We start from the raw sequence: 24,422 nt of genomic DNA on the forward strand, positions 1-24,422 counted from the left end.
TTTATTTAGAAAGTAACATTTAATCCAAAATTGTAAACTTTGGCTTGAGGATATTGTGCCAAATTCCCAGTAAGCGATGTCCTTTCCGGATCGCCCCCTTCGAAATCTGTAATGGTTAAAAGATTATCAGCCGAGAAATAAACATTCATTCTTTTGGCATTTAATGTTTGTAAAACACTACTTGGCAAATCGTACCCTATATTTATATTCTTTAATCTTAAATATGATGCATCTTTTAAATAAAAGGTCGAAGCTTTATAGCTAGCAACACCTGGGTAGCCAGCAATATATAAAGCTGGAAGATCATTCGTTGGATTTTCTGCAGTCCATGCATTTCTCCATTCTTGTGTTGGAGCGGTTCCTTGCATATAAGGATCGACCCCCCAGTTTTCTAATCTTGTCTTTATCCCATTAACTCCCTGAAAGAAAGCACTGAAAGTAAAATTTTTATAGTTAGCATTAAATCCAAAAGAATAGGTGAAATCGGGATAAGCCCCATCTACTACTATTCTATCTTCCGCGTCTACTACTCCATCTCCATTTTGATCTTTCATTTTTAGATCTCCAGGTCTAGGATTTGCATTCAATTGATGAAAAGGAACATCCGGATTATTAATATCTTCTATTTGAAAAATACCATCCCACTCATATAAATAATGAGAATCGTATGGAAGACCTTCTTCCCTAATTCTAGATCCGTAATTTGGTACACGTATTTCTAGAAGCTCATTTCTTACTCTCGAAAATAGAAAGTTTGCATTATAATTAAAATCTCCGATGCTATTTCTATGGGTAAGCTCCAGTTCAAAACCCTGATTTAGCATTTCTCCATCGTTGAGAGTTGGTTCATCTAAGCCAAGACTTGCAGGAACGGGCTGAAAAGCTAAAATATCGTAAGTGTGTTTTCTAAACCAATCAAATGTTATTCCTATCAAATTATTCTTAGACTGAAAATCAAGACCTACATCTAAAACACTTGTAGATTCCCATTTAATCCCCTGATCTCTAAACACCTCTAGAACCGCTCCTTGTTGCAGGGTTTCATTATCAAATGAATAATTAACATTATCGATTTCTAATACATCCTGATATAAATAAGTTCCAATATCTTGATTTCCTAATGTACCATAAGAACTTCGAATCTTTAAAGTCTTGATCCAGTCCATATCTTTTAGAAATTTCTCTTTCGAAATCAACCATCCTGCCGAAAATGATGGAAAAAATCCCCATCTATTATCAGGTGAAACTTTTGAAGTACCATCGTATCTAAAATTTGCTTCAAATAAATACTTACTATCAAAATTGTAATTCAGCCTACCAAAAAATGATCGCATTGCCCATTCTGATGGATTTATCAATCCCGGTAAGCGCGGATGACTGAAAAACAGAGACTCTCTTTCTGAAGAATAACCAGACAATTCTTCCAAAGACGGAAGTACAGAATTGATTCTTCTTCCTCTTAGACTTCTTATTTGATAAGAAATCTGCTCAAATCCAGCTAACAACTTAAAATTATGCAATTCATTAATTGATTTATCGTAAGTAAAAGTGCTGAATACTGTAGGACTAATCTCCTTAGCATACTGATCTGTAACACCTAAAATATCTGGTCCATAAGTAGATTGTCTATAATCACCTGTTTCATCAAATTCATGAAAAAGATAGGCATCGTAATTCTGCTGATGCATCTTAAAAAATTCGTCTACGTAATTCACGGCAAATGTGGTTGACCAAACCAAATCCTTCAATAGTTTTACATTTACAAACGCTTGAGCATTTAAATTATATTCTTTAGTATATTTGTCCCCCATCAGATAATATTCTTGAGGATTTCTATTTCTGCCTTCATTTTGATAAGCTCTGGAAACAACTCTACCGCTTCCATCTGGTAGAAATGGACTGTAATTAGGCCCGGCAGCATAAATTGATAGCGCCATATTTGCTCCAGTAAAAGGTGGTTCTTTACGATTTTTATAAGTCATTTTAATACTTGTTCCAATATCAATTTTATCTGAAATTTTATTATTATAATTTAGTAGAGCATTATAACGATCGAAATCATAACCAGGAATCATTCCTTCCTGATCTAGATAATTCAAAGATATATTATAACTACTTTTTTCTGCACCTCCAGATATTGATAGGCTGTGATTGATTAAAGCTGCGGAATTGAAATAATAATCTAAATAATCAAAATTTGGATATTTAGGATCATTGTCCGCGTTTCGATAAGCTATAATATCACTTTCTGGATACCTAAAAGCAACTCCAGATCTTTCAGCAGCTTGATTATACATTTCCATATAATCCGCAGAGTTAGTTATTAAATCGGGAAGAGCTGTCGGAGTTTGAACTGCATAATTCATTCTATATGAAAATTCAGTTTTACCCTTTTGCCCAGATTTTGTAGTAACAAGAATTACCCCATTCGCTGCTCGAGCACCATAAATTGAGGCAGAAGCCGCATCTTTTAATACAGTAATATTCTCAATATCATTTGGTGACAAATTGTTCAATGATCCTGTTACACCATCAATTAAAACTAAGGGTGCTGTACTTCCTCCAAAAGAACCTCTACCACGAATTAGAAATTCTGGATTATCTCTTCCAGGTTCCGCACTAGATTGGGTAACTTGCAGTCCGGTCACCCTTCCTTGAATTAAATTTCCTGCGTTTGGAGCAGGTCTTTCATTTAATGTCTCTCCAGAAACCGATCCAACAGCTCCAGTAAGATTCTCCTTTTTCTGAGAACCATAACCAACAATTATAACTTCCTCCAGACTTGCCTGATCTGATACCATAACAACATCATAGTTTCGATTTTCTCCTACTACTATCTCAATCGTTTTCGTTCCTACAAAAGAAAAGATCAAAACTTGTCCTTTATTAGCATCAATACTAAAATTACCATCAAAATCAGATTGGGTTCCGGCATTAGCTCCCTTTATCATAATATTTACTCCAGGTAGGGGCACATTATTTTCATCTGTAATTGTACCAGTAACTTTTGAAGTTTGTCCATAAGTTACTAGAGAAATAGTAAAAAAGATAAACAGAGAATATATTTTTATTCTAAAGTTTGGCATGATCTTTTTAGGTTAGTTAAAAAAATTAAAGACGTTCTAAACGTTTCTTAAAATTATTAACTAATGAATAGGAAAGTATCCTGTCGCATCCTGTTTTTAAAAAGATATCTAAAATTTCACATCGGAAATTATTATATTCTAAGTTCTCTGAAGTTTTTTTTAAAATTATGATGCCATTGATTTAAAAGGAAAAGTTATTAAGGAAAGAAATTTAATAAGTATCTGAAAATAAGAACACTTACTTTGAATAAAAGCCTTCTTGATATAAATCAGCGTCAACCACACATCTAATTACGAACAAACGGAATATTTGTATTTTTAAAATAAATGTTTTCTGTAAGATTACCCTCTCTTTTAATCTTTAAAGTATCCCCAGAAACGTGAAATATCGCATCTTTAAATGTTATGTTTCTTGCATCCAAAAACTTCATAATTGAATCACTGCTTTTAACTTTAATATGATTAAAAAATAAATCCCTTGCATCGTTAGCAACAAAAAGTTCTTCACTTTCTAAGACCTCCACATTTTGCATTTTCAGATTGGTCATAGGAGCTTCTGGTATACCATAAATTTTCACAAAAGTCTTAGCTTTTTCGACCAAAATATCTTCTATAGTAATATTACTGAATTTAGGTGTTAGATTATTTTTTTTTCTTTTAGGTTTTCGCTTTGCTAATTCCCCTACATACATTGGCTGGCCAAGCATGTCCCATTTAAAGGCAGTGCCGTGAAGATTCATTCGCAAGCGTTTATAATATAGATTTTCACCTCCACCGCCACGTGGTCTTCTGGTTTTAAATCGGATACCAACACCTGTATTATCAAAAACACAATCGTATATATAAAGGTTTCTAATCATTCCAGCGGTTTCACTTCCTACCGTTATTGCCCCATGCCCTTGTTTCGCGAGACAATAACGAATAACCACATTTTCGGTTGGTTTATTAACACGCATACCATCCTCTCCCCTACCTGCTTTCATTGTAAAGCAGTCGTCCCCATTGTTAAGAGTAGAATACTCAATTAAAACATTTCTGGAAGATTCGATGTCTATCCCATCACCTCTAGGAATACCAACAGAATTAACAGTAACTCCTCTAATGATTACACCATCACAATACACGGGAACAATATTCCAAAAAGCTGTTCGCTCTAATGTAATTCCTTCAATATAAACATTAGTACAATTTGTCGGCGAAATAAGCATAGGCAAAAAAATAGATTCTCCGTTGTAGCCTTCATAAATCCTTTTCTCTACTGGTTTTTCTATTGGAACAAATTTTTCTGTTACATCCTCGGTCATCATTTGGTTTTTAACCGGTCCATCTTCTGGACCATAAATAGTCCCATTTCCGGTTATAGCGATGTTATCCTGATTATATGCATAGATACATGCTCCCAAAGACATTACTTCAACACCTTCATGACGTGTAAAAACAGCTGGCCTGTAATCTTCTAGTTCTCCCGAAAAGTAAAGTTCGGCATCTTCTTCTAAGTATAGATTTACATTATTTTTTAGAGAAATTCTACCGGTTTTCCATTTTCCTTTAGGAATAATAACTTTTCCACCACCTTGCTCGCTAACCTCATTAATAGCATTCTGAATGATTTTAGTGATTTTAATTTCTTCCTTTGCACCTTTTTGAAGAATATTAATCGTTTTATCTTTAAATACAGGTATCTTAAATTCAGGCATATCGAAAGGAGCATCAATGGCAGCAATAGTATCAGGTAAATTTTCTGCGCCAACCTGATTGATAGTCAACAGACTGTCTAAAGGGTAAAACTGATACTCACTTGATTTTGTATGGTCTTTTTTTACTGAATTATTACAGGATAAAAAAAGAAGTCCTGAAACCAGAAGAAATAAAAATTTAAAAAATAAATTCATAGCATCTTCTTATTATTTGCCAGCAAGTTTAATTTTTGTTCTTTCTTCACCTCCATTTAATAAATAAACTAGCGGTAAAGGACGATCTTCTCCTTCAATAAACTGTGGTCTGCTTTGCCATGGAGTAAGTGAAAGAACATTGGTAAAATCCATCCAGTATTGTAATCTTGTAGGTTTTAGATTCCAAGTCATATGCAAATGGTTAGCAGGTGCATACTGTTTGTACTCTGTCATAGTAGCATATTTAGGAACAACAAAAGTGTGCGGCCAAGTAGGATTGGCTCCTTCACAGATTTCTGTTGCAATTTCTTCTGGTAATTCTATTGTCTCTGCCTCATCCCAAAGTATGGAGAACATTCCGCTAAGAGAAGAAAACGACAATCGTGCAGCAATACCTTTAATACCACCTGGAGATTTAAAGTGAACTGAGTTTCCCAAATAATAGAAATAGTCCACGGCTTTGGGAAAACTGATATTTTTCATAATCTCTTTTTCTGAATCACATGGTACTGATGCCCAGTTAAAGGAAGCTGAACCTGAATTAACTCCATCTACAAAGCCTTTCTCAAGCCATTTATCATTTTCTCCAACCTTATATTTGTGTTTTTTCACTAATTCTGAAACATCAGCTTTTCCATATACTTTTCTGAAGTCCATAAACAATGGAGGATTTCCCCCAGAAAGCCAGGTCATAAAAAGCTGAGTTAACAATCCCTGTACATCAGCTTCAGTAGCGAAAGGCATAACTTCTTTTTCTCCATTATGATCAAATGTCGAATTAAACAGGGATTCCATAATATCGGCAACAGGTAACTGAATTCCACGAGCATCTGAACCCCATTCAAGCTGACTCATAAATCCGCCGCCTACAGCATCCAGCTCTTTCATCAAGTCACGAACAATTAAGTAAAGTGCTAAACTTTTTTCGAGAAGTTCTTCATCATTTTCTTCGGGGAGTTCTACACGATCTTTAGCATGTGAAAACAGCCAACTTTTCAACTTCTTGAGCTCCTCTTTATCATAAGTCTCCTTTTGCAACATATCTGCCAGTAATTTCATATCCAGCCGCGTAATTTCGATTCCAAATCGATTTCTTGTTTCCATCACATGAGGCAAAGCAGTTTCCATTCCCATGGAATCATGACCAAAAACAACGACACGTCTACCTTTTAATCCCTGAAAAGTTGCCGCACCATAGCACCAGTCTATTAATGATTCTAATGTTTCCTTGCTTAATTTTGGATTCTGACCTTTATCTGGCCAGCTTCCTATATTGATGTGTGAAAGTTTACCATATTGTGCAATTGCTCCATTTGTCGCATGGGTGTAAACCACTCCAGGACGGGTGGCACTATTTCCCGTAGTAAAGTTTACTGGAATATCTTTCGGGAAATGAGACAATAAAGAGATAGTAGTAAGTTGTGGAAAAGACCAAGTGTCAGGAATACAAACAAGCACATTTACGCCTGCTTGCAAAAACTGTTTAGCTACAAGGTCTGCCTGTGGTTCAAGATCTACCAAAATATCGGAATAAACCAGTTGGACAGCAGAACCATCTGGAAATTTTATAGCACCAGAGAGTGAACCTGCTACCTGCTTAACCAAATTTTTACAACGTTTTCTGCTATTGTCGTCTATTCTTGGATCACATGGAGCAAAAACTCCGATGACTGCTTTGGAAGTATTTTCTTTGATTTCGTGTGAAAGTAAACTAGCACTCATAGTAGCTTCTTTTAGTTTAATACATTATTTTTTCTGTGTAAGAGCATATTCAAAAGGAATCCGAAAAGGAAAATTACTAAGGTTCCTACCACTATAGTTAAATTAGTATGAAGTGGGTTTTTAAAACTCAGCCATTCTCCAGATTTTAAAAACACAGGTGTTAGCCCCATCCAAGCTATAACTAGAATGCCAATGGTTACGGCAATTCCTGCTTCCAGTTGCTTAATTTTTTTACCGAAAAACCCCAATAGAAAAAGGCCTAGAACTCCACCACTAAAGACGGAAGATAAAGCCCACCAGGCATCAAGTGCACTTTTCACTGATGTCATTGCAAGAGATACGAGTATACTTAGAATTCCTAAAATAACTCCTGAAATCGTCAAAACTCGAAATTCAGATTTTCGCGATATTTTTTTTTGTCCTCTTTTAAAAAAATCAGTTAATATAACCGTAGAGCCACTGTTAATACTTGTAGAAATCGTACTCATACCTGCTGCAAAAATGGAGGCAATCAATAATCCCGTAACGCCCTGTGGAAGCTCTGTTACTATAAAATAAGGAAAAATACGATCGGCTTGTGTAATATCCTGAAGATTTTCTGGAAGAAGATCTGGTCTCACCTTGTAGAATGCGAAAAGAGCTGTTCCTATAGCAAAAAATAACAAAGAGACTGGGATGTATAATAAACTTCCAAACCAGGTGGATTTCTTTGCTTCTTTTTCGGTTTTCGCACTCATATATCGCTGAACATAATTCTGATCTATTCCGAAGTTTTGAAGATTAATAAACAAGCCATAAACAAGAATAACCCAAAAGGTAGATTTTGAAAGGTTCAAACCATAACTACCTAGGCTAAATTTATCGTATTCTAAGCCAATTTCTATAATCTGCCCAGCACCTTCAGGCATAGAAAAGATGATTATAATTAAACAAGCTAAAGCTCCCGAAATTAAAACGATTCCCTGTATAGCATCTGTCCATATAACGGCCTCAATACCTCCCATAGCGGCATAAACTATCACAAATATTCCTGTTCCTATTATAATACTGCTTATATCCCAGCCTAATAGTGCATTAGTGGGCAGTGCAAGTAGATATAATATGGTTCCCATGCGCGCGAGTTGGGTCAATAAATAACAAACTGAAGCATAATTTCTAGCCCAAGGACCAAAGCGCTCTTCAAGATAATAATAAGCCGATTGACTTTGTATTCGCCTATATAAAGGAACAAAATATTTAACAGCAATAATGGCCGCAAAAGGAATGGAAAGACTAAAAACAAAACTATTCCAGTTGCTAAGATAAGCCTTACCTGGAAGTGCAAGAAAGCTTATACTACTAACAAATGTTGCGAATATTGACATCCCTATTGCCCAAGATGGTAATCTTTGCCCGCCAGTAATATAATCTTCTGAAGTTCGATTCTTTTTAAAAAAGAAAGAAATTCCAAAAAATAAAATTGCTGCAAGATAGATTGAAAATACAATGATATCTATTACGGGCAATTTCATTAAGAAAGCTTATTTTGAATATTCTGAAGATTTAAAGCAAGGCGATCTTTTTCTTCTTTTTTAAAACGATGTAGGGGAGCAGACATATAATCATTGCAAATACCCAGTAAGCCCAAAGCACATTTTAGACCTTTAAGATAACTAGATCCAAATCGTCCTAAATTGTAGATTTCTGAAGATATTTCCATAACAACAGAATGTAGCTGCTTTACCTTTTCAATATCTCCTGCTACTGCTGCTTCATAAAGTTTAACGTACAATTTTGGAAACATATTGGAACCTCCGTTAACACCTCCCGAACCACCAAGTAAAACAGTTTCCGCTGTTATTTCTTCGGGGCCTACAAAAAATGAAAAATCTTTATTATCCCTCATTCGGTATAACAACTTATTAAAATATGCCGTATTTCCTGATGAATCTTTTAAGCCTATAATATTTGTATGTTCAGAGAGTTTTTTTACTGTTTCTGGTTCTATATTTATTTTTGTGTGAGAAGGCATATTATATAAAAACATGGGTAGGCTAATCCTATCTGCAAGATATTCGTAATATTCTATAAGCTCTGGCTGTCCTAAATTAAAATAATACGGAGGTGCTGCAACCAATGCTGATGCGCAGCACTGCTCTGCTGTATCTGCAAGACGCAAACTCTCGGAAACTGCTGTATCGGTAATACCTACTAGAACAGGTACTCTCTTATTAACCATAGCACAGGTTTCTTCTATTAATCTATGCCGCATTGGATAGGGCAGACTGGTAGATTCTCCAGTTGTTCCTAGAATAAAAACGCCATGTACTCCTCCCGCTATAATATGATTTATAAGTTTTTCGAGACCTTTCAAATCAAGCTCGTCTTCGTTGAGCATTGGGGTAATCATAGGGGTTATAATTCCCTTGAAAGTAGGTATTTGTGAATTGCTGTTCATTTTGTTAATCGATAGTTTATTTCTCTAAATTTAATTTTAAGATATCTAATAACTATCCTGTACCTTCTGTTTGCTAATATTAGCTAAAATCTTCCCAAGCTACGGCATGCTGCTTAGAAGCACCTAGCCCTTCAATTCCTAATTCTATGGTATCACCCGGTTTGATATAACGTTGTGGTTTAAGCCCCATACCTACTCCAAATGGTGTTCCTGTAGAGATAATATCACCTGGCATCAAACTCATAAACTGACTTAGATAACTAACAATTTCTGATATTCCAAAAACCATATCGTTCGTATTACTTTGCTGTTTAATTTCACCATTTAATTTTAACCATAATCCGAGATTTTGAGGATCACTTATTTCATCTTTAGTTATTAAATAAGGACCTAGTGGAGCGAAAGTATCACAACTCTTTCCCTTAACCCACTGTCCAGATCTTTCTAATTGAAACTCCCTTTCGCTATAATCATTGTGTAAAACATATCCAGCAACATAATCCATAGCTTCATCTTTGCTTACGTAGTTCGCTTTCTTCTCGATTACAATGGCTAACTCGACCTCCCAATCTGTTTTTTGACTGCCCTTAGGGATAATTAGTTTATCATTTGGTCCAACTATAGCACTAGTAGCCTTAAAAAAAATAACCGGTTCATCGGGTATCGTAGCTCCACTTTCTTCGGCATGTTTGGCGTAATTGAGGCCAATACATATTAATTTGGATGGCTTTTTGACTGGTGGACCCAACCTAATATCAGGAGGAATAACTTCGCAAGATGATTTATTGCTTTTCAGCCAAGCTTCAAGTTTGTGAATTCCCCCTTTTCCAAAAAAGTCATCGTCATAATCTGCTCCGAATCCTGAAACATCAAGCCTCATTCCATCTTCTAATTCTACTCCAGGCTTTTCTTCGCCGGCTTCTCCAAATCTTATTAACTTCATTATATGTATTATTTATCCGTTTAATTTAATAAAACCGCCATCAATCGGGAAATTAGTTCCAGTTATAAAGCTTGCCTCGTCGGAACATAAATAAAGCGCTAAACTTGCGATTTCTTCTGGCAATCCCATACGACCTAATGGCTGAGTTTTCGAAAGCTGTTCAAATTTCGTTTCCACTTCATCTGGGTAATTCTTTTTAATAAAAGCGTCTACAAATGGTGTATGAACTCTTGCAGGAGAAATTGCATTACAACGAATATTATATTTCAAATAATCCTTGGCCAAAGAATAAGTCATTGTCAATACAGCACCCTTTGACATTGAATAAGCGAAACGATCTTCTATTCCCACCACCGATGCTATACTTGCCATGTTGAGAATTAATCCGGTCATCTGGTTTTTCATAGATTCAATAACCGCTTTGGAACAGTTATAAACTCCCTTTACATTGATATTATATATTCTATCTAAATCTTCTTCTGAAGTATTCTCAATATTACCGATGTGGGCAATACCAGCATTATTAATTAATACATTTATAGTCTTATTATTTTTTATTTTATTGAAAACGTTTTGAGTCTCCATAAAATTAGAAATATCGCAGGCTATAAATTCTAGACTTCCCTCAAAATTCTTTGTCTCTGCTTTTATTGTACTCTCTTTATCTATATTTAGATCTAAAATAATGACATGGGCTCCGTGGGCTACGAACTTTCTAGAAATAGCTTCACCAATACCGCTACTTCCTCCCGTAATAACTACATTCTTTCCTGATAAGCTAAAGTCTGATTTCATCAAATTACTTGTTTCTGTTTGCATAATCTTTATAAAGCTGACGCCAGTTTCTTCCGTTGGCATTCAGGTAGTTCTCAGCTTTGGTTTTATATATCTCAAAAATTGCAGAAATTTCTTCCATGTTTTTAAAATCAATAGATTGCTCTCTAGCTCTTTCCAGAAGTTCTCTTATATAAGTTTCTTCTTTTCCTGAAAGATCAGGAACTATGGCATGATATCCTTTCATCGTAAAACTAACTTTGCCAACACTATGCTTATCTAAAATTTGATTTACCTCTTCTTCAGAAAGATCTCTACGTAAACCAGACATTAAGTTTTCATGAATTTTTGGTGATTTTCCAGAATGTGCTATTATTCTTCTATCCAATTCTGTCAACTTATCACCTGTTTTTGGATTTATTCCTTCAGGTACTTCGGTATATGGGTGAGAATTATGGTAATCTCGAATAGTCTTAAGATGATTAGATACCAACTTTTCAACTCTTTCAATTTTCAAGCTATCTTTTAAATTAAGACTAGAGACCCATTGTGAAGCTTTAGTTTCCTGATCAAGATCACTCTTCGCTTTTCTTGTTGCAGTATTTTGAGCACTACTTATTAAACTGCCTATTAAAAATAGAAATACCAGAACATTTTTATTCATTTTCATTAAGAAATAGCATTAATTAATTCAAATATAAACTTCGAATTAAAAACCTAATTTTCTATCCTGTACCGTCCAGTAATTCTAATTGTGCTAATTCACATTAGTAGTAAGCTTTAAACTTAAGCCAATTTAATAATAATGTGGGCCATATGTTATAATTAAGATGCTCTGCTAAACCAAAACCGTGACCTCCATTTTCGTAAATATGAATTTCAGCAGAAACATTATGTTCTTTTAGCGCTTTTAAATAAGTTAGACTATTTTCTACCGGTACAGCATGATCATCCATCGCATGAACTAAAAATGTTGGTGGTGTATTTTCTGAAACCTGAGTTTCATTTGAAAAATGTTCAACTAAATCTATCGAAGGAGTTTCTCCCAAAAGTCGTCTTCTCGAACCTTGATGTGTAATTTCGTTAGTTAAACTTATTACTGGGTAAACCAAAATTGCAAAATCCGGCCGAGCACTTTTATTCATCGTTTCTGAATAAACATTTTTATCGAAATGAGTAGAAAGTGTGGCTGCTAAATGTCCTCCTGCCGAAAAACCCATAATTCCTATTTCATCTGAATCAAGATTCCATTTTTCAGCATTATTCCTAACCAGTCTTACTGCCCGCTGTGCATCCTGAAGTGGCCCAACAGATTTATTTTCCATAATTCGGTCATCTGGTAATCTATATTTAACTACAAAGGCAGAAATTCCTTCTGAAGCTAACCATTCTGCAACCTTAAAACCTTCCTTGCTCATCGATAAATGGCTATAACCGCCCCCTGGGAAAATAACAACAGCACTTTTAGATGAATTCTCCTTAGCTAAAAATGCATAAATTTTTGGTTCCTTTACCATACTAGCTCTAGAAAGCTGATCATTCTCAAACTTCTGTTCTTCCTCAACATTCTCATTTTCTATACTTCCGGGAATTTTATCTTCCCAAAGATTTAACTCCATGTCTTGAGCATTTAAAATTGTACAAGTAAAAAAACTAATTAATATAAAAGTTCGTAATCTCATAATCTATCTAATTATTAATAAACAACGGCACTAAATGTCTTTGGTAAAGATTGAAAGTTACATTCTCCTCGATTTTGTTACGGCAAGAATCCAACAAACTATAAAATTCATCTTTTTCTCCGGCAATTTTGTAAGCGCAATGCATCAATTGCCTAAAATGAGGATTGTAATTTTGGTTTGCAGAATCATGCCTTAAAGCTTCAGCAAATACTTCTCCGGTTTCAAATGCATTTTTCTGCGGAAGTTTTTCTTTGTCGATATCCAAAACTTCCGTATAATTTTCAGTAAGTTCATCATAGCGATCTAGAGCTTCAGTATATAATTGCTGAATAAACTCAAAAGCCTTGCCACCACTTTCTGCTAAACCAATAGCTTCTTCCAGCCATGTCGTTCCAGCAGTTTTTAAATGTAAACCGCTATTATGCTTTTTTATCAGTTTATTGATTATGGGATAAATCGAAAATTTATCGCTCCCACTATGCACGCTTAATTTTAATTCTTCAGGTAAACCAAATTCAGTTTTAACGAATTTCAATACGCATAAATCAGCTTCAAATTCTTTGTTGAATTGTTCTAAATCTCCTTCGTAATCGATTCCTTTATAAAAGTTACCGGTGAATTTTGGAGCGATAGTAGTGACCGGCACTTTATAAAATGCCAAAGCTGAAAGCACGAAAAATAATTCGGTTGGCGTTTGTGGATTTTCGACTTCATCGATAGAAACTTCCGTATAAAAAGTGTCTTCTTTATTCGATTTGATATGAAAATAAACCTCGGAAGCCTTCTTCATAGCAAAAAGAAAAGTATTCGTCATTTCTTGAAATTGTGCTTCAGAAATATCGATTTTGGCTATAATTCCTTCAATTTTAAAAGGTGATAAATAATCCTGAAAAAACTCTTTAAAAGCTCTGATATTTTTTGAATCCGACTTCTTATTGATATAATTAGTGACATCGATCGTAAAAAAATTGCTGTTATTCAAAAAAGGATCTACAGTTTCTTTGTTTATATGATCGGCATCTACAAAATAATCTTGTGTGAAATTTAGCTCGGTTGTTGCGTTATCCGCTTCTTCTAGTACACTTTTCGGCTGGGTATTTACCGTTTGATGTTCTCGATTTGATTTGTTCCAAACCGGCGTAACAGCTACTCCGTCTTTCTGAATCTTTATAATGGCTTCTAACTGCGCTTTACCTTCTTTTCCAAATCGATCTCCCGTTCCAAATGAAAATTTCCCTAATTCTGCCATATTTTAAATTTTAAGATTAATTTTTGCCTACATCTTTTCCTGCTGCGGTTGGTACTCCGGCTTCCTCGCCGATAATAAGATTATCTACTACTACATTTTGAGTGTTAGTAATGGTAGTTCCGTTTTTTGCTTTGTTGACTTTGATATTTTTTAACTGAACATTTTCTACTTTGCTTTCTTCAAATCCCTGAATAACCACTGCGGCTCCTGTAACCTCCTCACAATGAATATCGTTAATATAAATATCGGAAATTTTTGAGTTATGTCCTGATCCCTCTCCGTGATAATAAGAAGTGATATAAAAAAGATCCTCTGTTTTATCGAATTTCAAATTATCGACATAAATATCTTTAATATAACCGCCACGATCGGGATTGGTCTTAAAATAGATCCCGCGTTTTAGGTAGCCGTGCGCTTTGCAATTTTGCACAAAAACATTCCGCACGCCAGCACTCATTTCGCTCCCAATTACAAAGGCATGAAGGCCTTTCAGCAAACAGTTTCTCATCACAATATTTTCTGAAGGAGTTGCTGAATTGGCCCTGCCTTCATCATCTCTCCCGGCTTTTATAGCTACGTTATCATCGCCGTTATCGAAAGTGATATTTTCAATCAAAACATCGCTGGTGTATTCTAAATCGATCCCATCATTATTGCTATTATGCGAATCGTAGGATAGTCCGCGTAAAGTAGCGCTTTTACATTTTAATAAATGTACACACCAAAATGGGGCATTTTCAATACGAATATTTTCTATTAAAATGTTCTCTGAATTGACCAATTGTAGCAACTGCGGACGCAGATAACCTCCTTCTCCAAATTGCCGATCTTTCAGCGGAGTAGCATTATGGTTCATTTCTCTACTTTTTTGCTTAGCAGGATCTTCTTTTGCCTTCCAAGTTTGCCAAAATTCTTTACCGTTTCCGTTGATTGTACCGCTTCCTGTAATGGCTACATTTTCAAGATCTTTTCCGTAAATCAGCGGACTATAATTATAAAGCATCGTTCCTTCCCAACTGGTAAGTACCATTGGATAATCTTTAGGATTTGTTCCAAAATTCAGCAAGACGTCTTCAGATAAATGAAGTTCCATATTGCTGGTTAAATGAATTGGTCCATTTATTTGATATTCGCCATTTGGAACGATTAATTTTCCGCCACCTTTTTTCTTTAGCGCCTTAATGGCTTTATCAAATGCTTTTTTACTGTTTTTTACTGAATTTGGTGTAGCGCCATAATCTAAAACTGAAACCTCAACGTTAGGAATTTCCGGTAGCTGAATTCGGTTAACGATTTCATCGATTTTCGCTTTTTTTTCTTCGGAAGAAAGCTGACCGAAATTCAGTAACGGAAATAACAGCAGGATAAATAAAATTATTTTATTTTTCATCCTCTAGAAAATCTTCCCGAATAGGATTGAAAACATCAATCAATACTCCCGCCTCTAAGCATTCAGCACCGTGTTCTGTATTCGGCAATACAAAAAATCCGTCTCCAGCTTCTAAAATTTTAGATTGGCCATTAATTGTAATTTTGAATTTTCCGGAAGCCACATAAGATCCTTGCGTATGAAAATGGTCGTGTAAATCGCCAATGGCACCTTTTTCAAATTTGACCTTTACGATCATTAATTGCGGATTGTAGCCAATGAATTTTCTGGTAATTCCTTCAGCCGCATATTCCCATTCAGCATCATTATCTTTAAAGAAAAGTGGAGGCGTATACATTATAATATTTCTTTAGTTAGCGTTGATTTTTTGATATACTTCTTTAAAGGTAAATCTTTTTTCGCTATTTCTTGTAAGGCTAAAGTTGCTACTAGAGTTGCGCCTTTTTCTGAAAGATGTGTATCATCATCTTTACGTTTCACGTAATAAGTCACTTCCCCGGGAGCAAAATGTAAATGTAAATTTCGAGATTCTTCTTCGCCATACTTCACCTCTAATTGTTCCGTAAGCCATTGCATATCGATAAATGGAACATCTAAGTCTTTAGCGACCATTCTAACCACTAAAGGATATTCACCATGCGTATCGACCAAGGTGCCGTTCTCATTAAAATTTCTACGAACAATTGAACTCATTAAAATAGGTATAGCACCTTTTTCTCGCGTTTCTTTTACATATTTTCCCAGGTTATAACGGTAACCTGTAAAAGGATTGGTGTAACGATCTGGTGAATTAAATTTTTGATCATTATGACCAAACTGAATAATTACAAAATCTCCGGATTTCAATTTATCATGAACAGTTTTCCAACGCCCTTCACTTAAAAAACTTTTACTGCTTCTTCCATTAACAGCATGGTTTTCTATATGAATATTATCGGTCATTAATTCTGGCAGCATTTGTCCCCAACCATGTTCCGGGTTTTCTTCGGGATCACGCTTATCGGCCATTGTAGAATCTCCGATTAAATACAAACTTGGCGTTTTTTGCGCATAATTTTGCACCGATAATAGCATTAAAAAACAAGCAAATACAACTTTCATAATTTTTATTTTAATATTCAAAAGCTCCTAAATCTGGAGCGGTTCCATTAAATTCAACACTTTCAATTTCAACTCCGGCATCTATCAAATCGCTTCCTGAAACTAAATTCATAAAACTAACTTCTGGCAGACTTCCATCTGCTTGGCGAGCTGCTGTTAATTCATCTACTAATAGACTTTCAAAATCATCTTCAGAAACTGCAAAACCATCCATCCAACTATTATTCATCATTTCTACCGAAGATGCTTTAAAACTATTTGTTCCGTTTAAGGAAATAGAATTTTTTATAATTAATTTTTCTAGTGGATTAGTACTTCCAAAAGCATAATCTCTTCCGTTATTATAAGCTGAACAGTTAAATAATGTTAACGTTCCACGATTACTGTTATGATCGAATCCGTCATAAATATTACCAACCGCCAAACATCTTATGTAAGTTGCATGGTGTTTTAAATCTTTGGTATCGCTTCCTCCGGTTTTAAACCCATTTCCATCGCCTAATCCTGGTGTTCCGTCCTCTAAATAGCCATTATTAATTGCCCAGCAATTAATGTAAGTAGTCGTGATATTATCATTATTTCTTAAATATCCATCCCAACCATCATCTAAATTATTCCAGGCACGACAGCCTTCGAATTTATTACCTGTTCCAGCTGTTAATTTACAAGCAAATCCATCTGCATTTTCGATGGTAGAGTCTGCATTAAAATACGAATCACAATTTAAAATAAGGTTATTTGCACCACCATTATCGATTTGAAGTCCGCTATCTTTATTTCTTAGAAAATCGCAAAATTCAATATGATTATTACTTCCACTAATAAACATACCATTATCGCCAGCTCCTTGTATTTTGAAACCAATAATTTTCCAATAATCCTGATCAATGATCCAACCTCGATTAGCACTATTTTCTTGCATTGCTGAAAAATCAATAATTGGCCTATCCGATTCTGCCATCACGACTATAGAATCATTTTGTAAACCTGAAGCAGCTATTTTTAATGATGTTCCGAATTCATACGTTCCTGGAGCCACTAAGATTGAGTCTCCTGCAACTGCATCTAGTAAAGCATCTCTTAAATCTTCGGCATTGCTAACTTTAATCGCATTACTAGTTACTGGAGTTTCTGGAAGCACAGGATCGGGTTCTTCTGTAGAGTTATCATCTGAAGAACTACAAGAAGCAAATATTGTCACTATAAAGAAAAAGCAATATTTGAATTTTTTCAATAGTAATTTCATAATTATCTAATTTGAATTCGTCCTATTTGTTCGGGTTCCAAGAATCACAGTTTCCAGAAAAAATATTTTCTAACGTATATTTTTTGATTTCTTTTTTTGATAATTGGTGTGACCAACCTACACGAGTTTTAGGTGATGCTCCCTTTCCTTTACTATTATATTCTGCGTAATAAGTAGTTTTCTCTTTTTCTGGAAACATCTTATCTCCCGTCCACGGATCCCAACCTTTTTCGACGATATGATTTCCTAAAGTTGAATTGATAAAAACCGTTTGTGCGTAAGAACGCCAAGGTCTTCCTAAATACACTTTATCTACACCTTCTTTCGCAATTAAATTACAGTTAAAAAAAACATATCCAAACTCCTGATTTTCAGGTGTGGCCGCCGCGGTTATGTAAGAATTTCTTAAACTTTTAATCGTGCAATCTTCAAACACACAAGTTGCTTCTCCAAAGATAAAATCGGTCGTTCCTTCAATATAACAGTTTTTGTAATATTGTCTGCTTCCTTCTGTGGCTGTATATAAAGTATCCTGACAACCTAGTAAATTACAATTTTCAGCAATAAAACGATCTCCTTCTACGTGAAGTGCCACTGCTTGACCGCGATCACACCAAGTATTTTGAACGCTAAGATTTTTAAAATGTATATCATCTCCCTGAACCAAAACCGTAGAAGATGTAAATGTTGATAATTCTTTACCGGTAACCGAATCGATTTTACCGGAATAATCACTTCCTGTGATGATGGTTTTTTCTTTGCTTTCGCCAACTAAAGTTAGTTGATGCTTCCAAGTAGCAATCACTAATTTTTCTTGATAGGTTCCGTTTTTGATAAATATTTCAACCTCGCCCGGACCTAAATCTCGAGTAGAGTTAACAGCTTCTTGAATGGTTTTAAAATCGCCACTTCCATCTTGAGCTACCGTTAGTTTAAGGTAAGGATCTTTAGCGATAGCACATTGAACTATTAGAAATAAAACAAATATGGATAGTAATTTCTTCATTGTTAATTTTTAAATATTTTGTTTAAAAAGGAAACTGTAAAATCTACTGTAGGCTCAAACCAAGGTTCTAATAACCAAAATGAATGTGGAGAACCATCCAAAGTATGAACTTCAGAATAGATATTATTTTTCTCTAAAATTTTAATCATATCATCACGACCCGCGTGAAATCTTGGCATCGAACTATTGATAAATAATGTGGGGGGCGTATTGGAGCTCACATATTCTAAAGGTGAAGCTTCTTTCCAGTTTTTGGGATTTTCATCTCGACCTCCGTCTAACCATAATCCTGCTATTTCTCCTTCAGCAGCAGCTTCGGGATGAACGAATGAAACTATACCATCTACATTTACAATAGCCTGAACTGCTGAAGAAATTGCTTCATTTTTTTCATGATACAATTCTGAATCAGGCGTTACCCCAACTAAAGTAGCTAACTGCGCTCCTGCGGAAGTTCCTAAAACAGCAATCTTATTCGGATCTAATTTATAAGTTTCAGCGTTTTTTCGCATCCAACGTAATACATCTTTTAAATCTATCACTCCAGCTGGATAAACAGCTTCCTGACTTAATCGGTAAGAAGCAGTTACAGCTACAAATCCATTTTCGGCTAAATGCTGCGCCATAATACGCTGGTTTTCTTTGCTTCCGGAAATCCATCCGCCACCGTGAATTAACAACACGCCAGGACAATTTTTATCATTTTTTTCAGAAGGATAATACACATCCAATTTTAAAACCGAAGTTTGTGTTTCTTTATACGGAATGTCTTCTTCGGCTATAAATCGATCAGATACTAAAGGTTTAATCCCTTTAATAAACGGGTATTTTTTTTCATATTTTTTTACTGTCGTCGTTATATTATAAGGGCGCACTTCTGCTTTTTGCTGAGCAGAAGTGCTAACCCCCGTAACAAAAGTTACGAACACAACAATGAAATTTTTAATGCTACTACTATACATTAGTTAGATTTTAGTATATATGTTTTAGTTTCTTCTGTATCCAAATCGTACACATAATACGTTGGTAATTCTAGACTTGAAAATTCAGCTTTATCTGAAACTAATGGCTTCTTTATTTCCGGCTTTTGGTAATAGCTGTTTTTATTCTCACTCTTAGCTATTTTCAATTCTTTTCCGTTTTCAGTAAACAATTTAACTTCAGAACGAATACGACAAACACCGCCATTATCAGAGGTTATTTTTACTTGTTGAAGCTTTTTATTGCTCCACTTTAAATCTATTTCAAAACCTCCACGCGCTTTTAAACCTTTAATCTCGCCATCTTTCCAAGAATCTGGTAATCCAGGTAAAAGATGCAAAGCTTCATCGTGTGATTGCAACAACATTTCTGCAATACCGGCGGTACATCCAAAATTTCCATCGATCTGAAATGGTGGGTGGGCATCTAATAAATTAGGATAAGTCCCTCCTTCTTCGGTGCCATCTTGTACTAAAGTAAGTTGCGTTTTAATTAAATCGTAAGCTCGATTTCCGTTTAGTAATCTAGCCCAAAAATTAACTTTCCAGCCCATAGACCATCCCGTAGATTTATCGCCACGATACGTCAAGGTATTTTGTGCAGCCTGAAACAAATCTGGATTTTTAAACGGAGAAATTTGAGCTGAAGGATGTAAACCATATAAATGTGAGATATGGCGGTGATGATCTCCTTTTCTATCCCAATCTTTTATCCACTCTTGCAATTGTGAAATTTTTCCTATTTGCATAGGTGGTAAACGCTTTCGCTTTGATTCTAATTCTTCCCTAAATTTTTTATCGGTATTTAATATTTCTGAAGCTTCTATGGCATTTGAAAACACATCGAAAACCAATTGGTTATCCATCGTTGTACCATAACTTACTCCAACTCCATCCTCATATTTATTTTCCGGTGACATTGAGGGAGCCACAACTAACCAATTATGTTCTGGTTCTTCTTGCAAAACGTCTCCATAAAATCTTGCAATTCCCTTTAACGCCGGATAATATTCTGCTAAAAATTTTTTATCTCCGGTAAATAAGTAGTGTTGCCAAATATGCTGCGTTAACCAAGCGCCGCCCATAGGCCAAATTCCATAAAAACCGCCATCGATTATTCCGGTGACTCTCCATATATCGGTATTGTGATGCATATTCCAGCCTCGTGCCTTATACATTTCTGTTGCACTTTCTTGACCGGTTTCTGATAGTTCTTTAATCATTTTGAATAATGGCTGGTGTAATTCTGAAAGATTAGTCACTTCTGCCGGCCAATAATTCATTTCGGTATTAATATTTACCGTGTATTTACTATCCCAAGGCGGTGCCACCTCATTATTCCAAATTCCCTGAAGATTGGCAGGTTGTCCGCCAGGTCTCGAACTAGAAATTAACAGATAACGCCCAAACTGAAAATATAATGCCACTAAAGAAAGATCTTCTTCTTTAGCGAATTTCTCTAAACGTTCGTCAGTTGGTAATTTTTGACTATCATTATTTTGATTCCCCAGATTTAAAGAAACACGTTTAAATAAGGCTTGGTAATCTTTTATATGATCTCTTTTAATTACTGAATATGACTTTTTCCTTGCTTCATTCAAATAGTTTTGAGCTACTTTTTCTGAATTTTCCGAAAGGTCTTTATAGTTTTTGAAGTTTGTACCTATACTTACTATAATCGTAACCTCATCGGCTTCTTTTATTTGTAATTCGTCTTCTCCTTCTATTATTTTTCCCGAAGTTATCTTTGGATAAGCAACCGATTGATAGTTTACACTTCCCGTTTTGTTATCGTAATCACCAGAAGTTCCTTTAAGAATCAGTGCATTATCTTGAACGACTACTGAATTCTTTTCTTGAGGTGTTGAATAATTCAGCTTAAATGATAATTTACCGGGTTCACTAGCTGTTAAATGAATGATCATTACTTGATCGGGATGCGATACTAAATATTCTCGCTTATATTCAACTCCATCATAAGTATAAGATGTCGTTGCTATTGCATTTTCAATATCTAAACTTCGTTTAAAATTTTCAACATTATTATGCTTAATATCTAACCATAAACTACCTACCGTTTGATAAGGCATTCCGTAGTTATTATCCTCTTCCGGGCGACGCGGAAAAGTAGCATTACTTAATTCTTGCGCTTCTTGATACTTACCGGCAAATAACAATTTTCTAATTTCTTCAGTATTAGAAAATGTTCCCTGTGGAATATTATTTCCTGGTTCACCCGCCCAAATTGTTTCTTCATTCAATTGAATTTGGTCTTTGGTGGGATCTCCAAAAATCATCCCTCCAATGCGACCATTACCAATAGGTAGAGCCTCGTTCCAATTGTTCGCAGGCTCATCATACCAAAGTTGGTTTTGATGTTGTGCGACAACCATTTGAAAACTCATCAATATGAATACGAAACTTAATTTCATTATTTTATGCTAATTTTTTTCAATTCGTTAAATACCAATTGTGCAACTGCTTTTGCTCCTTCAGGCTGAAAATGGGTGTTATCATCTTGACCATCTGGATAAGCTTCATAAGTACCTGCAGGTAAATTCATAAAGTAATTTTCAGATACAAAATCTTTGCCTTTTTTAGAAAAGTAATCCATAGACAACTGATTTAAATCAATTAATTCTACATTCATTTCTTCAGCAACATCTTTTGGAGCTTGATCATATTCACCGTGTACATTTTCTAAATGATCATCTTTCCAAGGATAATTTCTAGCTACCGGAGTTAAGATAATAGGCGTAGCTCCTTTTTCTCTAGACTGACTTACAAAAAGTCTTAGAAATTCTTTGTAACCTTCAATATCGACATAACGCTCCGGTTTGTTTTCTGCTGCATCGTTATGACCGAATTGCATAAGTACTAAATCGTTTTCTTTGAGTTCTTCAAAAACTTTTCTCCATCGCCCTTCTTGGAAAAAGGTTCGGGTACTTCTCCCGCCACGCGCATGATCATCTACTTTGATTGAATCTGAAACAAGAATATTATTTAATTGTGCTAAACTATCTTTTACAAAATACTGCTGAAATACCTGTCCCCAGCCTGTAACCGGGTAGCGAGTTTTCATATAATCTTTACCCGGTTCATAATCATCGGCATAATTTGCCATTGTAGAATCACCAATCAAAAATATGGTCTGAGAAGTTTCTTGTGTAGATTCTTCTTGCTTAGATTCTGGAGTAGCCTCTTTATTTTTGTTAGCACAGCCAAATGATAATATAGCTGCACACCCAATAATTACTATTTTTTTATAATTATTCATTTTCTATTCTGTAATTCTAAAATATTCAACATCGGCATAGCCACCTCTTTTTGCACCTGCCGGACTTATACTGAAAAGACCAACTTTAGCGCCAATCCATTTTCCTACTCGAGCTTGGAAAGGTTTGCCTATTTTTTTATAACGTTTGCCATTTTCACTATACATCAACTGACACTTAGCATCGGGTTTTGAAACTTCAACTTTTACGTGAACCGTATTCGATTTTAGTTGTTTTTCTTCTAAAACTTTTTCTTCGGCTCCTTTATCGGCATTTTTTGCCTCTGTCTGTTGCAAGAAGAATTTTCCGTTTTTTTCAGTTATGGTTAGCGTAAAATAATCTCTACCCATAATAATGAAGCCTGCTTTGTGCTGTTTCTTAGCGTCTTCAGGAATCAACGTAATTTTTGAACTTACCGTAAATTCTGGTGCCGGAAACTTTTGTAGTAATAAATTCGGAACGTCCCATAAATTTTTTGCTTCTTCAGGCTGAGCTATACTGAATAATCTCAAATAATCGTTACCCGGTAATTTGGCGTGCCATAACACATTAGAGTTCGCATTCCATTGCCATTGAATCCCTAAACTATCGCTAGTAAACTCATCGGTTTCCTTTGGCGTTACTATGGCATAAGACTTTCCAACATTCGGTTTTTGATGCTGAAAAACTGGTTCTCCAATTCCGTTACCGTCTTGATCTTCTCCCATCACCGGCCAATCATTTTCCCAACTCATTGGTTGTAAATGCACAATTCTGCCGTAAGCATCTTTATCTTGAAAGTGGTAAAACCAATCTTCTCCTTTTGGTGTTTCCACCCAAGCACCTTGATGCGGACCGTTAATTTCTGTACTCCCTTGTTCTAACACCACTTTTTCTTCATAAGGTCCGTAGATGTTTTTAGAACGAAGAATTAACTGCCAACCTGTGGAAACACCACCTGCTGGAGCGAAAATATAGTAATAGCCATTTCGTTTATAAAATTTAGAACCTTCTACAGTTTCGTGATTTTCGTGACCATCAAAAACGTGTCTCCCTTCATCGAGAACCTTATTCCCGTCAGTAGACATTTTTCTCACTGTTAATAAACTTTTTACACCTGCGCGACTTCCTGCCCAAGCGTGAACCAGGTAAGCCTTACCATCTTCATCCCAAAGCGGACACGGATCAATTGCTCCTTTAGCTTCCATAACTAAAACCGGTTGTTCCCATTCACCTGCAGGATCATCGGTTTTCACCATATAAATTCCGAAGTCAGGATCTCCCCAATAAATATAAAATTCATTATTGTGGTATCGTATGGCTGGCGCCCAAACTCCGTTACCGTGTTGTGGCGTTTTAAAATGCTCTACCGGTACTTGTTGTGGCAATGCATAATTAATCAACTCCCAATTCACCATATCTTTAGAATGCAAAATAGGCAAGCCCGGCGCTGCATTGAAGCTGGAAGCCGTCATATAATAATCGTCTCCTGCTCTAGCTACATCCGGATCTGAATAATCTGAATGTAAGATTGGATTGGTGTATGTCCCATCTCCCTGATCTGCCACCCAAACTTCAGAAACATAATTATCCTTGTTTTGAGCCAAAATGGAACCAGCAATCAGTAAAAATAAATATATCGGAAAAACCTTCATTTTCA

At 35.4% G+C, this 24,422-nt stretch carries 19 protein-coding genes; all 19 read right to left on the reverse strand.

Annotated elements, in window-relative coordinates; translation table 11 throughout:
- Nucleotides 1–5: 5 nt before the first annotated feature.
- The gene (locus tag QWY91_RS08245; RefSeq protein ID WP_290233633.1) at nt 6–3,086 is read right to left on the reverse strand and encodes a SusC/RagA family TonB-linked outer membrane protein; all 3,081 of its coding nucleotides are present in this window, start codon (nt 3,084–3,086) and stop codon (nt 6–8) included.
- 287 nt (nt 3,087–3,373) lie between these two features.
- Entirely contained in the window at nt 3,374–4,978 is a 1,605-nt protein-coding gene (locus QWY91_RS08250) for a glycoside hydrolase family 28 protein (RefSeq protein ID WP_290233635.1), read from the reverse strand.
- A gap of 12 nt (nt 4,979–4,990) precedes the next feature.
- Nucleotides 4,991–6,700: a hypothetical protein gene (locus QWY91_RS08255; RefSeq protein WP_290233638.1), complete on the reverse strand. Its 1,710-nt coding sequence runs from the start codon at nt 6,698–6,700 to the stop codon at nt 4,991–4,993.
- Nucleotides 6,701–6,711: 11 nt separating this feature from the next.
- Nucleotides 6,712–8,211 carry a sodium:solute symporter family protein gene (locus QWY91_RS08260; protein WP_290233641.1) on the reverse strand — a complete coding sequence of 500 codons (1,500 nt, stop codon included), beginning with the start codon at nt 8,209–8,211 and terminating at the stop codon, nt 6,712–6,714.
- A complete protein-coding gene (locus QWY91_RS08265) occupies nt 8,211–9,137 on the reverse strand; it encodes a dihydrodipicolinate synthase family protein (RefSeq protein ID WP_290233644.1) in 927 nt (308 codons plus the stop codon). The genes QWY91_RS08260 and QWY91_RS08265 overlap by 1 nt, the downstream gene beginning before the upstream one ends.
- A 79-nt stretch (nt 9,138–9,216) precedes the next feature.
- The gene (locus QWY91_RS08270; RefSeq protein ID WP_290233647.1) at nt 9,217–10,080 is read right to left on the reverse strand and encodes a fumarylacetoacetate hydrolase family protein; all 864 of its coding nucleotides are present in this window, start codon (nt 10,078–10,080) and stop codon (nt 9,217–9,219) included.
- A gap of 12 nt (nt 10,081–10,092) precedes the next feature.
- The gene (locus tag QWY91_RS08275) at nt 10,093–10,899 is read right to left on the reverse strand and encodes an SDR family NAD(P)-dependent oxidoreductase (protein ID WP_290233650.1); all 807 of its coding nucleotides are present in this window, start codon (nt 10,897–10,899) and stop codon (nt 10,093–10,095) included.
- Nucleotides 10,880–11,518 carry a DUF3826 domain-containing protein gene (locus tag QWY91_RS08280; protein WP_290233653.1) on the reverse strand — a complete coding sequence of 213 codons (639 nt, stop codon included), beginning with the start codon at nt 11,516–11,518 and terminating at the stop codon, nt 10,880–10,882. The genes QWY91_RS08275 and QWY91_RS08280 overlap by 20 nt, the downstream gene beginning before the upstream one ends.
- Before the next feature lie 103 nt (nt 11,519–11,621).
- The gene (locus tag QWY91_RS08285; RefSeq protein ID WP_290233656.1) at nt 11,622–12,473 is read right to left on the reverse strand and encodes an alpha/beta hydrolase; all 852 of its coding nucleotides are present in this window, start codon (nt 12,471–12,473) and stop codon (nt 11,622–11,624) included.
- A 70-nt stretch (nt 12,474–12,543) separates the two neighbouring features.
- The gene (locus QWY91_RS08290) at nt 12,544–13,785 is read right to left on the reverse strand and encodes a tagaturonate epimerase family protein (RefSeq protein ID WP_290233659.1); all 1,242 of its coding nucleotides are present in this window, start codon (nt 13,783–13,785) and stop codon (nt 12,544–12,546) included.
- Between the two features lie 16 nt (nt 13,786–13,801).
- On the reverse strand, nt 13,802–15,175 hold the full coding sequence (locus QWY91_RS08295; protein ID WP_290233660.1) for a glycoside hydrolase family 28 protein: 1,374 nt from the start codon (nt 15,173–15,175) through the stop codon (nt 13,802–13,804).
- Complete coding sequence (locus QWY91_RS08300; RefSeq protein WP_290233664.1) at nt 15,165–15,512, reverse strand: cupin domain-containing protein; 348 nt, start codon at nt 15,510–15,512, stop codon at nt 15,165–15,167. The genes QWY91_RS08295 and QWY91_RS08300 overlap by 11 nt, the downstream gene beginning before the upstream one ends.
- A complete protein-coding gene (locus tag QWY91_RS08305; protein ID WP_290233667.1) occupies nt 15,512–16,276 on the reverse strand; it encodes a rhamnogalacturonan acetylesterase in 765 nt (254 codons plus the stop codon). Before QWY91_RS08305 ends, QWY91_RS08300 begins: the two co-directional genes overlap by 1 nt.
- Before the next feature lie 10 nt (nt 16,277–16,286).
- Nucleotides 16,287–17,522 carry a right-handed parallel beta-helix repeat-containing protein gene (locus QWY91_RS08310; protein ID WP_290233671.1) on the reverse strand — a complete coding sequence of 412 codons (1,236 nt, stop codon included), beginning with the start codon at nt 17,520–17,522 and terminating at the stop codon, nt 16,287–16,289.
- Nucleotides 17,523–17,544: 22 nt separating this feature from the next.
- Nucleotides 17,545–18,528 carry a pectinesterase family protein gene (locus QWY91_RS08315; RefSeq protein WP_290233674.1) on the reverse strand — a complete coding sequence of 328 codons (984 nt, stop codon included), beginning with the start codon at nt 18,526–18,528 and terminating at the stop codon, nt 17,545–17,547.
- Between the two features lie 2 nt (nt 18,529–18,530).
- Nucleotides 18,531–19,490, reverse strand: a complete 960-nt coding sequence (locus QWY91_RS08320) for an alpha/beta hydrolase (RefSeq protein ID WP_290233677.1) — start codon at nt 19,488–19,490, stop codon at nt 18,531–18,533.
- Nucleotides 19,490–21,940 carry a glycoside hydrolase family 95 protein gene (locus QWY91_RS08325; protein WP_290233679.1) on the reverse strand — a complete coding sequence of 817 codons (2,451 nt, stop codon included), beginning with the start codon at nt 21,938–21,940 and terminating at the stop codon, nt 19,490–19,492. Before QWY91_RS08325 ends, QWY91_RS08320 begins: the two co-directional genes overlap by 1 nt.
- Complete coding sequence (locus QWY91_RS08330) at nt 21,940–22,785, reverse strand: rhamnogalacturonan acetylesterase (protein ID WP_290233682.1); 846 nt, start codon at nt 22,783–22,785, stop codon at nt 21,940–21,942. Before QWY91_RS08330 ends, QWY91_RS08325 begins: the two co-directional genes overlap by 1 nt.
- A 3-nt stretch (nt 22,786–22,788) precedes the next feature.
- Nucleotides 22,789–24,417, reverse strand: a complete 1,629-nt coding sequence (locus QWY91_RS08335) for a glycoside hydrolase family 43 protein (RefSeq protein ID WP_290233685.1) — start codon at nt 24,415–24,417, stop codon at nt 22,789–22,791.
- Nucleotides 24,418–24,422: the final 5 nt, after the last annotated feature.

It is taken from the genome of Zunongwangia endophytica (genome assembly GCF_030409505.1).
GTDB lineage: Bacteria > Bacteroidota > Bacteroidia > Flavobacteriales > Flavobacteriaceae > Zunongwangia > Zunongwangia endophytica.

Bases quoted from the DNA above. Each gene is read 5' to 3' on its own strand.
- QWY91_RS08275 (WP_290233650.1), bottom strand. From the start codon at position 10,899: ATGCAAACAGAAACAAGTAATTTGATGAAATCAGACTTTAGCTTATCA.
- QWY91_RS08335 (WP_290233685.1), bottom strand. From the start codon at position 24,417: ATGAAGGTTTTTCCGATATATTTATTTTTACTGATTGCTGGTTCCATT.
- QWY91_RS08290 (WP_290233659.1), bottom strand. From the start codon at position 13,785: ATGGCAGAATTAGGGAAATTTTCATTTGGAACGGGAGATCGATTTGGA.
- QWY91_RS08315 (WP_290233674.1), bottom strand. From the start codon at position 18,528: ATGAAGAAATTACTATCCATATTTGTTTTATTTCTAATAGTTCAATGT.
- QWY91_RS08255 (WP_290233638.1), bottom strand. From the start codon at position 6,700: ATGAGTGCTAGTTTACTTTCACACGAAATCAAAGAAAATACTTCCAAA.
- QWY91_RS08265 (WP_290233644.1), bottom strand. From the start codon at position 9,137: ATGAACAGCAATTCACAAATACCTACTTTCAAGGGAATTATAACCCCT.
- QWY91_RS08250 (WP_290233635.1), bottom strand. From the start codon at position 4,978: ATGAATTTATTTTTTAAATTTTTATTTCTTCTGGTTTCAGGACTTCTT.
- QWY91_RS08285 (WP_290233656.1), bottom strand. From the start codon at position 12,473: ATGGAGTTAAATCTTTGGGAAGATAAAATTCCCGGAAGTATAGAAAAT.
- QWY91_RS08280 (WP_290233653.1), bottom strand. From the start codon at position 11,518: ATGAATAAAAATGTTCTGGTATTTCTATTTTTAATAGGCAGTTTAATA.
- QWY91_RS08330 (WP_290233682.1), bottom strand. From the start codon at position 22,785: ATGAATAATTATAAAAAAATAGTAATTATTGGGTGTGCAGCTATATTA.
- QWY91_RS08320 (WP_290233677.1), bottom strand. From the start codon at position 19,490: ATGTATAGTAGTAGCATTAAAAATTTCATTGTTGTGTTCGTAACTTTT.
- QWY91_RS08245 (WP_290233633.1), bottom strand. From the start codon at position 3,086: ATGCCAAACTTTAGAATAAAAATATATTCTCTGTTTATCTTTTTTACT.
- QWY91_RS08310 (WP_290233671.1), bottom strand. From the start codon at position 17,522: ATGAAATTACTATTGAAAAAATTCAAATATTGCTTTTTCTTTATAGTG.
- QWY91_RS08305 (WP_290233667.1), bottom strand. From the start codon at position 16,276: ATGAAAGTTGTATTTGCTTGTTTTTTAATGCTATTATCGGTGCAAAAT.
- QWY91_RS08260 (WP_290233641.1), bottom strand. From the start codon at position 8,211: ATGAAATTGCCCGTAATAGATATCATTGTATTTTCAATCTATCTTGCA.
- QWY91_RS08270 (WP_290233647.1), bottom strand. From the start codon at position 10,080: ATGAAGTTAATAAGATTTGGAGAAGCCGGCGAAGAAAAGCCTGGAGTA.
- QWY91_RS08295 (WP_290233660.1), bottom strand. From the start codon at position 15,175: ATGAAAAATAAAATAATTTTATTTATCCTGCTGTTATTTCCGTTACTG.
- QWY91_RS08300 (WP_290233664.1), bottom strand. From the start codon at position 15,512: ATGTATACGCCTCCACTTTTCTTTAAAGATAATGATGCTGAATGGGAA.
- QWY91_RS08325 (WP_290233679.1), bottom strand. From the start codon at position 21,940: ATGAAATTAAGTTTCGTATTCATATTGATGAGTTTTCAAATGGTTGTC.